The organism is Acinetobacter lwoffii (genome assembly GCF_019343495.1).
Lineage (GTDB): Bacteria > Pseudomonadota > Gammaproteobacteria > Pseudomonadales > Moraxellaceae > Acinetobacter > Acinetobacter lwoffii_P.
Window position 1 is genome coordinate 341267 of sequence record NZ_CP072549.1, and the last position, 15762, is coordinate 357028.

Below are 15762 nucleotides of genomic sequence, written 5' to 3' on the forward strand. Positions count from 1 at the left end.
GTTACACAACATACTGCACAAGACTTAAAAGCCCCACGGATGGGGCTTTTAATTTCTGAGACAATTTTAAATTGAGGTTTCAATTTCAATGATAGTTTAAATTTATGCCACGATATTGAGTACTTCATTAAACTGATAAACATCACAATTATGTCCAATACCAATACGATCAACCACGGCAAAGTTACTTGGCGCCTCTAAAGTTAATAGAGGGTGATGCCATGTACCTGCATGGTAGTTAACACCTTGTGTACCATCTGAAATAAAAGCACAGAGTTTTGAAATATCAGGCGTTTGATCATCCAATGCAGGTGCCACCACAATTAAAAAAGCCTGACCTTGCATCGGGATAAAAGCTTGTGAGCCATTCGGATGTCGCTCAAGCATCGAAACCGAAAAAGGAATTTCTGTCTGTTTAATATTACGAAAAATACTAATACCTGCATGTGCTTCACCGAAGATTTCAGTGGTTACAAGGGCATGATAACGCTCGGTATGTGCATCATTGATATGAAAAAAATCCTGTCCTCCGCAGCAAATCACCTCACCAAAAGGGGCAAAGTTTTCAATGCTCAGGGGCTGTAGCTGAATTGTTTGAACCATGTGTAATTCTTTTATTGTCTATATCAAGTGTAGGAGAAGAAGGATAAAACCACAGTACTTATCCTTCTCGATGTAGAAAGTATTCAAGCTTTCAATTTAGCTTTTGGTTTTACCCCACAAACGAATACGGCTGATACCACCATCTGGAATCATATTAATGCGAATATGCGAGATCTTTTCATGTTGCAAAATTTCGTTTACAAAGCTATGAATATGATCCATTTGCATGTCTTGTGCTTCAAGCAAAAATGGCCAGAACATACTTTGTGGAATTAATTGTGGATCAGTTGCATCTTTAACATATACGGCTTGAATAGAGACTTGGGCTGGAAAGTTGCCTTTAAAGTGTGCCGTATCGATATCAATTTTTTCAATTGCACCAGTTTGACCCAAAGCCAAAATACACCAATCAAAGCCCGGTGCACGACGACGTTTGGTTTCCCAACCATCACCCATATTAATTCCGCGACCTGGGTTAATCAGATTACGTGGATGACCAAAATGTGCATCGCTATAAGCAATTACACGTCCACCATTTTCTAAAGCAACTAAATCAATTGTTGCAGTGTGATCTTGTTGTTGAACGCTCACTTCACCATACACTTTAAAACGAGCAACACCACCATCAGGAAAAATATTTAAACGCACATGAGTAAAAACTTGGTCAGCTGTAATCGGCAAAACATGATGCTGACTTGGGCCAAGTACGTTGTTCTCTAATATGTTCAACCATTCAGCTTGAGCAAGATCGCCATCAGGGGCGTAGCAGGCTTCAACTGAAGCTGAAGCAGGGTAATTCCCAGTGAAGAAGGTAGTGTCAATATCTAAAGCCTTAATATGCCCAGCTACGCCCAATTGAATAATTGCCCAGTCATAACCTGTGTGACGTTTACGGCGCGTTTCCCAACCATCCATCCATTTACCATGGTCATCGAATTTATCTTCAACAAAAATTGGCGCGTCAAATTGAAGCATACGTTTTGCTTCTGCGAAAAATTCATCTGAACATTCAATAATTTTTGCACCAATACGGTCATCTGCCAAATTGGTAAGTGTCTGTAATTGTGCAGGAATATCAAAATCGGGTGCTAATAAAGTCGCCATATATTAAATCCATTCGCTATTTTCTTTCAAAATTCATGCTTTGCGCTATCGTGCTACAAAAAATTTAACAAACGATAAAAACAAGCATTTACACGCGTTTAGATGCACAGCGTGTGCCAACTTTGGATTTTTTTCAGGGCGCTTTATAAAAAATGGCACGCTTTTAGCATTTTATGACTTAGAAACTTATAAAACACAGGGGAATTATAGATGGAAATTACAATTATTGGTGCAGGTATGGCGGGTCTAACTACAGGCATCGCACTAAAAAAATTCGGACACCAAGTAACCATCTATGAACAGGCAGAACAAATTTTACCGGTGGGTGCTGCTATTTCGTTATGGTCTAACGGTGTGAAATGTCTAAATTATTTGGGTTTGACAGAGCAAGTTGAAAAGCTTGGCGGCAAAATGGATAACCTTGCTTATATTGATGGTCTGACGGGCGATGTGATGACCCAGTTTAGCCTTTATCCATTGATTGAAGAAGTCGGGCAACGACCATATCCGGTATCACGTGCGGAACTTCAGAATATGTTAATGGATGAATTTGGTCGTGAAGATATTCATCTAGCTAAGAAAATGATTTCTTTTGTTGAAGAAGGAGTGCGTGTAAAAATTCAATTTGCAGATGGTAGCGAAATAGAATCTGATCTATTGGTGGGTGCAGACGGTACACACTCAATTACTCGTGCCTATGTTTTAGGTGAGCAAGTTGAGCGACGCTATGCAGGCTATGTCAATTGGAATGGTCTCGTTGATGTCTCAGACGATTATGCCGCAGCAGATCAATGGACAACGTTTGTAGGTGAAGGCAAACGTGTTTCACTGATGCCAGTGGCGAATAATCGTTTCTATTTCTTTTTTGATGTGCCGTTAGCTGTTGGTCTTGAAAATGATCGTAGCCAATACAAAGCTTTATTCAAACAATACTTTAAAGGATGGTGTGAGCCTGTCCAAAAGTTAATTGATGCAGTCGATGTGCAAAAGACCAATCGTGTAGAAATTCACGATATCGAACCATTTGCCAATTTTTACAAAGGTCGAGTGGTGATTGTAGGTGATGCAGCGCACAGTACAACACCTGATATTGGTCAAGGCGGCTGCCAAGCGATGGAAGATGCTATCTATTTGGCACGTTCATTGCAAATTAATACCTTAGGTTTACAAGATTCTTTACGTCGCTATCAGAACAAGCGTAATGAACGTGCCAATGAGTTGGTACTTCGTGCCCGTAAGCGCTGTGATGTGACACATATGAAAGATGAAGCGGTGACCCGAGAGTGGTATGAAGAGTTACGTAAAGAACAAGGCAATCATATTATGAAGGGAATTATTAGTAACATTGTCGGTAATCCACTCGACTAAGCTGTAAGACACAAAAAGAAATGTAAAACTAAAAGGTTAGCTTTCAGCAGCCAGTGTGAATATTCACACTGGCTTTTTTTAGCTATTTAGAAACATTAGATTGAAGAGCAAAGGATTAAATGTTTAAGGAAGTTGCTTTAATTGCAATTTGATTTCTTCCATTTTTTCGACCAATAAATTTACCATTATTTGTGAAAGACGAGATGTTTGACGTTTTGAAGCGACGCACAGTGCAATGGTTAAACGATGCATACCTTTTTCACGAATGGGCTTAAATACGATCTTTTTTGAGTTTAAAAGTGGTAATGCATCCATATATGACATTAAGCCAATGCCTAATTGTTGTTGAATTAATGATGTTATCATTCTAATGTCATTACATTCTATCTTTTGTATAGGATTAAATTTGTGATGTTTATAGAGTGTATGTACATAATCACTGATGACTAAGGGCTCACTTGGCATGATATGACGCTCATTTAAAGTGTCAGATAAATAGATTTTATCCATGCCGGCTAAGGTGTGATGTGGTGATAAAACATAGCCTAAAGGAATTTCAATAAAGGATAAGATTTCTAATTGATTGTGACTTTTAGGATTTAAGATAATGCCAAAATCTAATTCTGCATCAATGATTTTTCTCGATATTTCTTCACTGCTATTCATACTGATATTGAGATTAATCCATGGATAGCTTTCAGCCATGCGTTGAATACAATCCACGACAAAACCATCATTTAGGGCAGAAATAAAACCCATTTCAATATTGCCGCGACTTAATCCTTGAATTTCATCAAATCGAATTCGAGTCAGCTGATATTCTTTTTGCCATTTAAGCAAATCAGCATAAAGTAATTCACCTGCTAACGTTAGCTTCAGCCCCTGCGGTAAACGCTCAAATAAAGCAACGCCTAACTCTTCTTCAGCAAGAACAATTTGCCGATGCACTGCAGAGACTGAAATAAAAAGCTGTTCTGCGGCTTTACGTAAACTGCCAGTACGGGCAACAGCCATAAAATATTCAGAAAATCGGGAAAAGGTAATCGACATACAGCTATTCAATCTCACGGGCAGTTTACAAAGTACTTATCCATGCTTAAGCGATTTTCATGCCATAACTTTTGATTTTTTCAATTCATTCTGCTTTTGTGTTCTAAAAAACAGAACATTGTATGCAAATCATTCTAATAGACAGAAATGCTATCCAAACGTATTTTTGACTTAGAAAAGAACGAATTAGCCCTAGTTACATGGGGCTTTGTTGCACAAAGATTTAAAAGATAACACTCTGCTCATTTGAACAGAATTCAAGTGACAACTTGGGTATGAGGACGACCTAATTCTGTAAATTTGTTCAATACGGCTATGCGTGCATGAATCTCATTCACCTGACTAGAAAAACTCCTTGCTGTTAATTTATCACCTAATAGTTTGATGCAATGCATCTTGGTTTCAACTAAACTTCGACGATGATAACCAGACCATTTTTTCCAAAGCGTTCTTCCTAAACGTTTAACTGTTTTCAGTAACTCATTCCGCTCTAAAGATCTCAATTTCTGATCTTTCCATGGTTTTGCATTTTTTCTTGGCGGAATGAGCGCATGTGCATCTCGATCTAGAATGACTTGTCTGCAGTGCTTCGTGTCATAAGCACCATCGGTATAGACCGAATCAATTCGTTCATCTAAGGGAATTTGAGCAAGTAAATCACCGAGTACTTGCGAATCGCTCACATTATTTGTAGTAAGCTGTACTGCACGTATTTGCAAGGTTTCAGCATCGATGCCAATATGAAGCTTACGCCATTGGCGACGATATTCAGGTCCATGTTTCTTACGTTTCCACTCACCTTCACCTAGAAACTTTAAGCCAGTTGAGTCGACGAGTAGATGTAGCCCATCACTACTTTTTTGATAGCTAATCGCAATATCAATATGTTTTTGTCTTCCACAAAGCGTACTGTAATCTGGTGCGGTCCAATTTAATCCACAAAGTTTAATCAGACTTTGAACAAAACCTGTGACCATGCGTAAAGAGAGTCTAAATAAAGATTTGATCATTAAACAGCATTGAATAGCCGTATCGGAGTAAGTTTGATTTCGACCTTGCTTGTTTTGTGGTTGTGCATACCACTGAGTGTTTGGATCAAACCAAATGGAAATGTTGCCCTGATTAATGAGAGCGCGATTATAGGAAGACCAGTTGGTTGTACGATAAGTTTTAGGAGTAGGTTTATTCATTTTGAAATTATAGGACTGAATAAACCTTATAGGCTAGGTTTGTGCAACAAAGCCAATGGATATTGAGGAGGGGCTAGATGTGGTGGACGAGTTTTATCAGGAAGAAGGTCTGCACCAGCCTGTGATAGAACAGAATGCGTTCGATATCCAGCAGGGATTGAAAGGATCTGTGACAGCTTTGAACTGAGTTAAATAAGAGGAAACTTTTTACTGATATCAATGAATTAAGGGAGCATTAGCTCCCTTTTTTACATAGAACAAGAATGTTTTAAGCTGTGTATCTGATATTTATGCATCTTTCAATTTCTGAAGATACTGTTCATCCAATATCCGCTGTTTTCGATTGAGAACAGCATTCAAAATCACAGCACAAAAAGCCGTTAGCAAAATTGGGCTGTTTAACAGAGGTGAAAGATAAGATGGTAGTTGTGAGAAAATAGTAGGTGAGAATACAGGCAACATACCTATGCCGGCACTGACTGCAATGATGTAGAGATTATTCACATTTTGAAAGTCGACACGCTGCAGTACTTTGATACCATTAGATGTCACCATCCCAAACATAAACAATGCGGCTCCACCTAGAACACATGAGGGTATAGACGCAACAAAGTAAGCTATTTTAGGAAATAGACCTAAAAGGATTAAAAACACACCAGCTAAAGCACATACACTGCGATTCTTAACACCTGTGATCGCTAGCAAACCGATGTTCTGAGCATAGGATGTATACGGGAAGATATTAAAAATCCCACCAATCATTGTGCCAAGGCTGTCAGCTCTAAAACCGCGAGTCAATTTTTCCTGATCCACTTCTTCTTCAACAATTTCACCTACAGCCATGAACATCCCAGCTGTTTCAATGAAAATAACCAGCATGACTACGCACATAGTCAAGACAGCCCAAAAGTTAAACTCTGGAATACCGAAGTGAAATGGCATCACCCAACCTAACCATGGGCTTTCATCTATCTTGTCTAAAGAGATGAGGCCAGAAAATGCAGCGATGATATAACCAATTCCCATCCCGATTAGAACTGAAATGTTGCCCAAAAAGCCTTTAACATAACGGCTGATGATAATAATGCTTAATAGAACACAGGCAGCGATAGATAAGTACAATGGATTTCCAAAGTCTTTTACCCCATATCCGCCAGCGGACCATGTGCCTGCAATACCAATGAGAGATAGACCAATCACAAGAATTTGAGTTCCTGTCACCACAGGAGGGAAGAATCGTATTAACTTTCCAATAAATGGTGAAATCAGGAAGCCAAAGATCCCTGCGATAATGATTGCCCCAAATACACTTAGTAGTCCCATATCTGGATTAGTCCCAATTGCAATCATTGGGCCTACTGCAGTAAAGGTAACTCCCATCATAATGGGAAAGCGAATACCTACATTTTTAAAACCAATAGTTTGAATGAGGGTGGCAATGCCACAAACAAATAGATCTGCAGTAATTAAGAAAGCAATTTCTGCAGTGCTTAACCCTAAAGCTCCTCCAACAATTAGGGGAATTGAAACAGCACCTGCATACATTACCAAGACGTGCTGGATACTGAGAAAAATCATGGAGCTTGGTTTTAAGTTATTGGCTGTGATTGTGTTAGTCATATATGTTTTTCTCCTTCAGCCTAAAAGGTATATTTGACGATGAAACTAGTAGCATTTTGATTAGTTTTAAAATATGGAGTGTCTTCGATTAAGAATTTGTTTTTCCAATAGTCGTATTCAATACCTGCTGCTAATTTTTTTGGGCTTAAGCCTAGATGAGGGCTAAGGTCATATTTGATTTGTGGGTTAAAGTGAAAGTCGGAAGAGTTATTACCTTTGGAATTGACTACCCAATCAATGTATCCATCAAAAATGATTGATGATTTAAGAAATGGGACGGTATATGACCAGCAAGGAGTGATTTGCCATTGTCCACTTGGGGTGTTTCCATCGTCTGGAATGCGATAGTAAAAATTAAGGGTGAAATAATCAAAGCCTTTGATATCAAGGTCAAAACCTGGACCAACTAAATAAGTCCACATATCGTCATAACCAGGCTGATCTTGGATGCTTAAGTCAAAGCTTGTAGCTATTAGGACATCTTTCACTGGCCCAAAGCTCAAATTCGTATTGGTTAGTTTTCCTATTGAAAAGCGGGGAGCAATTTCTGTATAGACCGCATTATGACCTTGGGAAGCAGTCTTTTCACCGTCAAACCAATAAGTGTCGACAAATAGATAGAGATCCCCCCATTTCCAACTGCTCGCATGTTCAAAAGTAATCGTTTCATGTGTATCAGGCTCTACTTCAAAACCTTTACCGTAAAGTGCAGAAATACTATTGGATTGCCAATTTAACCATGATTCCTCAGCAAAAGAATAAGTGCTTATTAAACATGTGCTTAAAAATAGATAGGGCGCATTTTTTTTCATATAATTGTTTCCGATATTCAAACTTCAGCACGATGTTTGTAGGTTGCACTAAAACGTGATTGCAAATATTCCATACTAGTAATTGGTAAGTACTTAGGAGGATTTGATTCGTTATAACAGTTAGGTAGGCAGCGAATTATCGTTTTTGGACTAGGTTGTATGAAAAATGGAAATGAGAATCTTTGTTTTCCTTTAGGACTCGAAACGCGATGAGGTGTCGATTTATAGAGATCATTTGACCATCGTGCCATCATATCTCCGATATTGATTACATAGGTGTTAGGTATAGGAGGAGCATCGATCCAATTACCATTTACATCCTGAACTTGTAATCCACCTACTTCATCCTGAGCCAAAATAGTTACACACCCATAATCAGTATGTGTTCCCGCATTAAAACCTTGAGAGTCTGTATTGTCTAAGGTAGGCGGATAATGAATTAACCGGAGAAAACATAGGCTGTCTTGCAGACAATGATCAAAATAATTTTGCGGAAGACCAATGGCATGAGACATGGCATTAAGCAATATTTTTGCTAAATCCACCATTTCATCAAAATACTCTTCTGTAGCTACTTTCCACCCTTCAATATTTGGATAAACATTTGGTCCCCTTAGAGGTTCTTGATTAATGACTTCGGGATGATTAGCTTCTAAATGGACACCCATGTCATATATTTCTTTAAAGTCTTCAGGTAAGTCAGGGTTCAGTTGTTCTACTCCTAATGCACCATATCCTCTATGTGCAATTTTATTCTTTTGAATATCTATTTCTAATTTCTCTTGTAGAGGCTTACTAAAAAACTCTTTAGCTAAACTTTGAACTTCTGCAAGGTGATTCGGTTTATAACCACTGATATAGAAGAACCCCCATTCACGACATGCTTGGTCAATTTGGTTGCATATATCTGCATAATCAGGATGGTTAACGTCATAAAGAGGTGCAATGTCGATAACTGGTAATTTTTTCATGGGAAACTCCTTATTATTAGATATATGTTTTTTTGAACATGTTACGATAATGCTGTTCAACACTGATTGGTGGATATAGCGGTTCTGAGTTTTCCTCCAAACACTCTCGAATGCATTCAATCTGATACTGGTGATTACCGCTGTAGAAGAATGGAACAGAATATCGTTCCCCACCTGAGATGTTGATGACGCGATGGAGGGTGGATCTATATGTATTGTTCGTCCACATAGAGATTAGGTCACCTAGGTTAACGACATAACTATTTTCAATAGGCTCTGCCCAAATCCATTGGTTTGTTGACTGATCCCATACTTGTAAACCACGATTATGGTCTTGAAGTAATAGAGTAAGCCCGCCGAAATCAGTATGTGCCCCGCAACCTTTTTCATTTGGTTGAGCATTAGCTGGTTGAGGGGGATAGTGTAATAAGCGTAAAGTGACTAAATCTGCATCCTTACAAAACTCTGTGAAATAGTCAGCTTCCAAGTTTAGAGATAATGCAATAGCACGCATGAGTCGTTCAGAGACTTTAATCAATTCAACTTGATATTCCTCCATTACCTCTTTAAATCCATCAATATCTGGCCATTGGTTTGGGCCTTGGTTAAAAGCTTTATGGATGACAAAAGGATCTGAAGGTGAGCGTTCCTTCCCGATATAAAAGCCTTCCTTTATATCAGGCGGAGAATTAGGTTCAAGTGTTTGTGCTCTTAATGGTTCATAGCCTCTATTTGCTTCAGAAAGCTCTATGGACCAATGCTTTTTCTGTTCTGGGGGAAGACTAAAAAATAATTTGGAATATTCAAAAACCTTATCTTGTAATGCTTTAGAAACTCCATGTCCCATAATGTAAAAAAAACCTTTATCTAAGCATGCTTTCCGAATATGTGAGGCAATGTTTTGGTGCGTTTGTATGTCATTATCCAAAAGTCCAGAAATATCGATGATGGGTATAGAGGTAATGTTTTGATTGTTTTCCAGCGCAGTCATGTAGCAATCTCTCAAAAATAATGTTTTCTTTTTTTATAAAATAATCATGAGACCGCATAGCAATGAATATCGAGCAAGCTGATGCCAAAAAGAGAGCTATTCTTAATTAATTAAATAAAAACAATTGCTTAAACTTTTTTAAATGAGTGATGATGCCGAAAAAGCAACGGGATGCACTGAAAATAATGCTTTAGGTCCAAAAAATGGCTGCTACTTAATGGCAAGTTTTTTGCTTCTATTTCAATAGCTCATTCAAATTTATAAATGGATTGGGGCTTTAAAATTGGAATAGGATGTGATGTTAAAATGAGTACACGTGGTCTTCGCTTTCACTCAGCAGCAATTCATTATTTTGATGCTGTACGCCGGTGCGGTTCAATCAGGGAAGCAGCCAGACAATTAAATGTCGTATCTTCCGCTGTAAATAGGCAAATTTTAAAACTCGAAGATGAAATTGGAGCACCATTATTCAATCGGGTGCCTTCGGGTATGGTGCTTACTCATGCAGGTGAGTTGTTTTCAAGACATATTAGTTTAGTATTGCGAGATACTAAGCGATTGCAGAATGAATTGGATGCACTGAAAGGGCTTTATAAAGGTCATGTAGAAATTGCGAGTGTTGAAACACTGGCAATTAATTTCCTGCCAGAGATTATTGAAAAATTCCAGGTCAAATATCCTAATGTAACTGTAGGGGTTACAATTTTAGGCTCAAAAGATATCCCTAATGAAATCATTGAAAATAGGGTGGATCTAGGCTTGGCTTTTGCCTTGCCAAAGCATAATGATTTGCACCAAATAGCAATATCCCATTTTAAATTAGGTGCAATTGTATCGACTGAGCATCCCTTGGCCTCTCAAAAGACGGTGTCATTCCATCAGTGCCTCGACTATGATGTGATTATGCCAAAACCTAATTTATCTATTTATCAACAGTTGGCGCCATTATTTGCGGGTGCACAACATGCTATTCCAAATTTTAAAATGCAAACGAGTTCTTTGGAATTAATGAAACAGTTAATACTCAGGAATAAGGGAATTGGTTTTCAGACATTCTTTGGGTTGGAAAATGAAATAATTAATAATCGCCTTCGCTATATTCCGCTTAATGATAACAATGGTATCTACTGTGATTTAGGTCTGTATGCACGTAAAGGTCATTATCTTTCTACAGCAACAGACGCTCTCTCCAGGCTTATTACAGATGAAATCCTACAAAGAGGCGAAGCTGGACAATAAACATAACCTGAAAAGTACAACTAAAAAGCTAAGCCCTTATCGAAATCCCTCAATAAAGGCTTAGCTTTGTTTATTTTGGATAAGCAGCATCCACGCCTTTAACGAAATAATTCATACTCATCAATTGCGTATTTGAGAGATGTTTACCTTTTCCCAAAAGTAATGTTCCATCTTGTTTGTAAAGTGGTCCACTAAACACAATATATTGACCGTTACGAATTTTATCTCGGACTGCCAAAACCTTCATTTTTTCATTGTTAGAGACCATTGGACCAAAACCTGCTATATCGATGGCACCTTCCTTGACACCATACCATGTCGATCCCGACTTCCATATTTTGTTATGCACTTGCTGCAAAACAGGAGTATAGATTTTTTCCCAATATAACACTGATGCAGCTAGGTGACCTTTAGGAGCAAACTTACTCATATCTGAGTTCCAGCCAAAGCCAAATTTCCCTTTTTCCTGAGCAGCTTTAACTACAGCGGGTGAGTTGGTGACTTGTGATAATATATCAGCATTTTGCGATATTAATGCAAGTGCAGCCTCATGCTCTTTTCCTGAATCAAACCAAGTGTTAATCCAGACTATCTTGGTCTTAATTTTTGGATTTACAGATTGAGCCCCAAGTGTATAGGCATTGATGTCTCTAATGACTTCAGGAATTGGGAATGGTGCTACAACACCCAAACATTACTTTTAGTCTTATAGCCTGCCAATACCCCTTGCAAGTAAGAGCCTTCATAGGTTCGGATATCATAGACTCCCACATTTTTTGCAGTTTTATATCCGTTCGCATGCATAAAAATGGTGTTCGGGAACTGTTTAGCTACCTTTTCAATGGCATTAATATACCCGAAGGTAGTAGCAAATATAACCTTATTTCCTTGTTGTGCGAGTCTCCGAAATGTACGTTCAGAGTCGGCATTATCTAGAATATTCTCGATATAAGAGGTCTTAAATTTACCCTGTAAGGACTTTTCTGCTTTCAGACGACCTATATCGTGTGAATAAGACCAACCATAATCGTTTTTATGAGCGACATAGACAAAAGCCGCTTGATCAGCGGCCAATGCTGGATTGGCCCCACTGATGAGTAAAAGTCCTAAAAGACTGGCATTTACGAAAATATTTTTTAAATTAAGTAGGTTATTCATGCTGATTCTCTTTGAAGAGTATCAGTTGAATTTTGTTTTGCCATAAATATTGCCAGTCGCTCCTCATAAATCTCACGAATATAATGGGCAACACTGCAACTGTCGGCAAACATGTTGTATTTCCAATTTAAACCATACGACTCTAAATTGATATTATCAACAGTCATAAGTTGAACTTTAGAATTTGGATTGTTCAAGTAGCTATCAATGATTTTACGAATGACTTCTTTGGTTGGTGCAAGCTTATATGCATGCCAGAAGTCTGTATGCCATTCACCTTCCGTAGGTTGATTAAATGGATACTGAATTCCTCGGCCAGGACGATTTGTTCCTAAGCCATTATATGGTCCTGTTTCAAATGCTAACCAGTTAACTGGATTATTCGGGACTGCAGGACGGATCTGCCCCCATGTAACTAAATTTCGATTCAGCCAATCATCTGCAAAACTATCATTATTAAAAGGATCTAACTTTCTGATAGCTTCAGGATCATCACGCATTTGTGATACAGCAAGCTCAATTTCATTTTCAATTTTAAAAATACAATGGCTGTAATCCATTGCAAACTCAAACGGCACACCTTCTTTTTCTATAAGATCTGCCACCGGAATTACTCGACGATAATCTTCAGACCAGTTATCAACGTGGCACTCTAAGGTAACCGTTATTCCTTTACTTTGAGCGTAGGTGTAGAAATCGATATAAGTTTTAGCAACTTCTTCGTTCGTTACATAATGACCATCTGCATGTTTTGCCCAAATCATCATGTTGTGGAATTTGGCCCCTACAGCGGCACTACGATTAATATCCTGTTTGAATGCTTCCTCATCCTTGCCAATGACATATAAGCCACAACCAGAATAAATAGGGATATTTGTTTTCTGACTTGCCTTGATGTAAGCATCTATTTGACTATCTTCAAGAGGGATACGATCCAGAAAATCAAAGACCTCCGCAGCTTTTAGCATTTCGAACTGTTCGAGAATAGTAGGCTCATTCAGGCTTACTGGTCGTTCTTTTGATGAGTTTTGAATGCCTAAACCAGCACAACCTAGAGGAAACATTTTTTTCATAATTTTGATACCAACTGTTGAATAAATTAAACGGCTTCTTTTTTCGATGCGTAAGTTTTTTGATACATATAGGCTAGGTACTCACCTACAGTCATTTCTTTAGGTTCAGCCTTAAATTGATCACCTAAATTTTGCAGCGTTTTGATTTTGTATTCGTAATCCAAGTCAAAGAAGGTTGGAACCGAATAACGTGAGACACCTGCTTTACTATTGAAAACACGGTGCATATTTGAGAGGTAGAGTCCATTAGTCATGAATTGGACTAAATCACCGAGGTTTACGATAAAAGTATCTGGTATGTGAGGTGCACGTATCCATTCACCCTCACTATTGCGTACTTCTAGTCCACCTACTTCATCTTGCAATAAGAGCGTCAGTAACCCCCAATCAGTGTGCGCACCGCACCCTAGCTGATTGTTTACAATTTTTTCAGATTGAGGAGGATAGTGAAGCATACGGGTAATAATGACAGTTTCATCATAGCCTGCCTCGAAGTAGTTTTCTTCAAGCCCAAGAGAAAGTGCCAATAGGCCAGCTAGATGCTTACCCAGTTTTAAAGTCTGTTGAATATAGGTTTCGGTCTGGGTCTTCATTTCAGGAAGATCTTCAGGCCACTGATTCTGCCCATGTTGTGGATAGCTTTTTTGGACATATGGGTGACTTGAATCTAGATTTTTCCCTGACATGAACCCTTCTTTTAAGTCAGGAGGAGAGCCTTCATCAAGTGTTTGAGCTGCCATTGGTTCATAACCACGAAGGCATTTGGAGTTTTTGAAATCAACTTCTAGTTTCTTTTCAATCGGAAGGTCAAAAAACTGTTTTGCAATGTCTAATTGTTTTTGGAGAACTTCAGAAGCGATACCATGATTTTTAATATAGAAGAAACCTGTTGTTCTGCATGCTTTATGGATTTCCCACGCAACAGATTTCCGGTTTTCCAGGTTATCGGAAAAACTGTCGCTTAAGTCGATTACTGGAATACTTTTAGCCGTAGAAGGTGGTGTGTATGTCAACATTTTTGTGGCTCTTTGAACTTTGTTGTTATCAACTTAATGACAATTTAATTCCGTGCATAGCAGAGAATCTCGCTCAACTCGTTGCCAAAAAGGCAACACTAAATAAAGTCAGAGTAGTAATAGGAGTCCAAGTAATTCAGCATCAATTAAGAATTGTGATGAGTTATAAAATGCTAGTTATTCGTTAAGTTTAGATAAGAAGAACAATAATAAGAAAAGTGTTCTAAAAATTAGAAATACCATTCCTAAAGTCTTTAATAGACAGATAGAAAAGAAAAAGTCATGATGCAGCAATGCTAAGAAGTTTGAATTAATCAATAACTTATAAGAGGGGCAGCGCTAAAATGAATGCAATACCAGTTCTCAATTTATTCACTCAGCCACAATGTAGTCAATTTGACCCAAATGACTGGAATATTCTAGCGCAGCATTGGTATCCGGTAGTTCAAATCCAGGATGTAACGACTCAACCGCAGCAAGTTCAGCTTCTTGATGTCAAAATGGCTATTTATAAAACTGAAAGTGGAGAAATTCATCTGGTAAGAGATATCTGTCCACATCGAGGAGTGCCATTAAGTAAAGGATGGGTAGAAGGTGAAAATATTGTTTGTCCCTATCATGGGCTCAACTATAACGCACAAGGTAAGTGCGTAAAAATCCCTGCTCAACCAGAACTTACCCAAATTTCAGATCGGTTCACCTTAACTAAATTCCCTGTAGTTGAGAAATATGGACTAGTTTGGACCAGCTTATTTAGCCGTGATGAAAGTGAAGCTAATTTTCCAGTTCTTGAAACTTGGGATTCAGATGAACATCAATCAATACTCCCACCATTTGTTGATATAGCAGGTTCTAGTGGTCGTCAGCTTGAAGGTTTTATCGATGTGGCACATTTTGCCTGGGTGCATAACAAGGCATTCGCTGATCGTGATAATCCAGTAGTGCCAAAATATGAAACTGAAAGAACAGATTATGGACTTAAAACGATTTATATCTCTACAGTAAGTAACTTTCCTCATAGTTTGAGACATTTAGAGCCAGAGAATTTCTTATGGAAACGAGAATTTGATGTATATCCTCCATTCTCGGCAACACTTACTGTCTATTTTCCTAACAATGGGATTTTAAAAATTTTGAATGCTTGTTGTCCTGTTTCGCATAATCAAACCAGGCTATTTGTTCCGTTGACACGTAATTTTGATACGACGGGTGACCTACAGGCTGTATATGACTTCAATGCACAAATTTTTGCAGAGGATCAGGATATTGTTGAGAGTCAAAAACCGGAAGAACTTCCATTAGATGTTTCAATGGAGGCGCACTTTGCAGCAGACAAATCTTCAACGACATATAGACGGATATTGGCAGAATGGGGATTAAGTAAAAGATATGTGGTCTAGGGATATAAGATAACCTGATTCTCACGATTGGTTGAAATATAAGGGAAATAGTTTCCCTTATATTTTTAGAGATTGATTTCGCAGAAATACTAATATAAAAGTGACTAACCATTTATCGTAATTTCATTGTCTTAGCTTCTTCTAATTAATAAACTTGATTTTGTTAC

At 38.2% G+C, this 15762-nt stretch carries 13 protein-coding genes and 1 pseudogene; 3 read left to right on the forward strand and 11 right to left on the reverse strand.

Going from position 1 to position 15762, the window contains the following annotated elements; all coding sequences use genetic code 11:
* Positions 1-102 precede the first annotated feature (102 nt).
* Both J7649_RS01635 and alc read right to left on the reverse strand, forming a co-directional pair.
* Complete coding sequence (locus tag J7649_RS01635; protein ID WP_000250866.1) at positions 103-603, reverse strand: ureidoglycolate lyase; 501 nt, start codon at positions 601-603, stop codon at positions 103-105.
* A 96-nt stretch (positions 604-699) separates the two neighbouring features.
* Positions 700-1707, reverse strand: coding sequence for an allantoicase (gene alc / locus J7649_RS01640; protein WP_000212598.1), 1008 nt, complete (start codon positions 1705-1707; stop codon positions 700-702).
* A 210-nt stretch (positions 1708-1917) separates the two neighbouring features.
* Here alc and hpxO point away from each other — a divergent pair, with 210 nt between their 5' ends.
* Positions 1918-3075, forward strand: a complete 1158-nt coding sequence (hpxO, locus tag J7649_RS01645; protein WP_219309033.1) for an FAD-dependent urate hydroxylase HpxO — start codon at positions 1918-1920, stop codon at positions 3073-3075.
* A gap of 123 nt (positions 3076-3198) precedes the next feature.
* On the opposite strand, the gene J7649_RS01650 is transcribed toward hpxO, so the two are convergent.
* The 6 genes from J7649_RS01650 to J7649_RS01675 form a co-directional block, all read right to left on the reverse strand.
* Positions 3199-4125: a LysR family transcriptional regulator gene (locus J7649_RS01650; protein ID WP_005265716.1), complete on the reverse strand. Its 927-nt coding sequence runs from the start codon at positions 4123-4125 to the stop codon at positions 3199-3201.
* Between the two features lie 257 nt (positions 4126-4382).
* Positions 4383-5315 carry an IS5-like element ISAha2 family transposase gene (locus J7649_RS01655; protein WP_219309035.1) on the reverse strand — a complete coding sequence of 311 codons (933 nt, stop codon included), beginning with the start codon at positions 5313-5315 and terminating at the stop codon, positions 4383-4385.
* 288 nt (positions 5316-5603) lie between these two features.
* On the reverse strand, positions 5604-6935 hold the full coding sequence (locus J7649_RS01660; RefSeq protein ID WP_004839196.1) for a nucleobase:cation symporter-2 family protein: 1332 nt from the start codon (positions 6933-6935) through the stop codon (positions 5604-5606).
* Positions 6936-6955: 20 nt separating this feature from the next.
* On the reverse strand, positions 6956-7747 hold the full coding sequence (locus J7649_RS01665; protein WP_000739035.1) for an outer membrane protein OmpK: 792 nt from the start codon (positions 7745-7747) through the stop codon (positions 6956-6958).
* 17 nt (positions 7748-7764) lie between these two features.
* The gene (locus J7649_RS01670) at positions 7765-8718 is read right to left on the reverse strand and encodes an isopenicillin N synthase family dioxygenase (protein ID WP_000735994.1); all 954 of its coding nucleotides are present in this window, start codon (positions 8716-8718) and stop codon (positions 7765-7767) included.
* 16 nt (positions 8719-8734) lie between these two features.
* Positions 8735-9709 carry an isopenicillin N synthase family dioxygenase gene (locus J7649_RS01675; RefSeq protein WP_219309045.1) on the reverse strand — a complete coding sequence of 325 codons (975 nt, stop codon included), beginning with the start codon at positions 9707-9709 and terminating at the stop codon, positions 8735-8737.
* 306 nt (positions 9710-10015) lie between these two features.
* Here J7649_RS01675 and J7649_RS01680 point away from each other — a divergent pair, with 306 nt between their 5' ends.
* Positions 10016-10948 (forward strand): LysR family transcriptional regulator, encoded by a 933-nt coding sequence (locus J7649_RS01680; protein WP_219309051.1) that lies wholly within the window; start codon positions 10016-10018, stop codon positions 10946-10948.
* A 70-nt stretch (positions 10949-11018) separates the two neighbouring features.
* Here the strand turns inward: J7649_RS01680 and J7649_RS16935 are convergent.
* The 3 genes and pseudogenes from J7649_RS16935 to J7649_RS01700 all read right to left on the reverse strand — a co-directional run bounded on the left by J7649_RS16935 (position 11019) and on the right by J7649_RS01700 (position 14195).
* A pseudogene (locus J7649_RS16935) lies at positions 11019-12106 on the reverse strand (BMP family ABC transporter substrate-binding protein).
* Positions 12103-13179 carry an apurinic/apyrimidinic endonuclease family protein gene (locus J7649_RS01695; RefSeq protein ID WP_000738084.1) on the reverse strand — a complete coding sequence of 359 codons (1077 nt, stop codon included), beginning with the start codon at positions 13177-13179 and terminating at the stop codon, positions 12103-12105. Before J7649_RS01695 ends, J7649_RS16935 begins: the two are co-directional and overlap by 4 nt.
* 26 nt (positions 13180-13205) lie before the next feature.
* Positions 13206-14195, reverse strand: a complete 990-nt coding sequence (locus J7649_RS01700; protein ID WP_005090782.1) for an isopenicillin N synthase family dioxygenase — start codon at positions 14193-14195, stop codon at positions 13206-13208.
* A 344-nt stretch (positions 14196-14539) separates the two neighbouring features.
* On the opposite strand from J7649_RS01700, the gene J7649_RS01705 reads away from it, so the two are divergent.
* Entirely contained in the window at positions 14540-15595 is a 1056-nt protein-coding gene (locus J7649_RS01705; RefSeq protein WP_000991568.1) for an aromatic ring-hydroxylating oxygenase subunit alpha, read from the forward strand.
* The last annotated feature ends 167 nt before the right edge of the window (positions 15596-15762 follow it).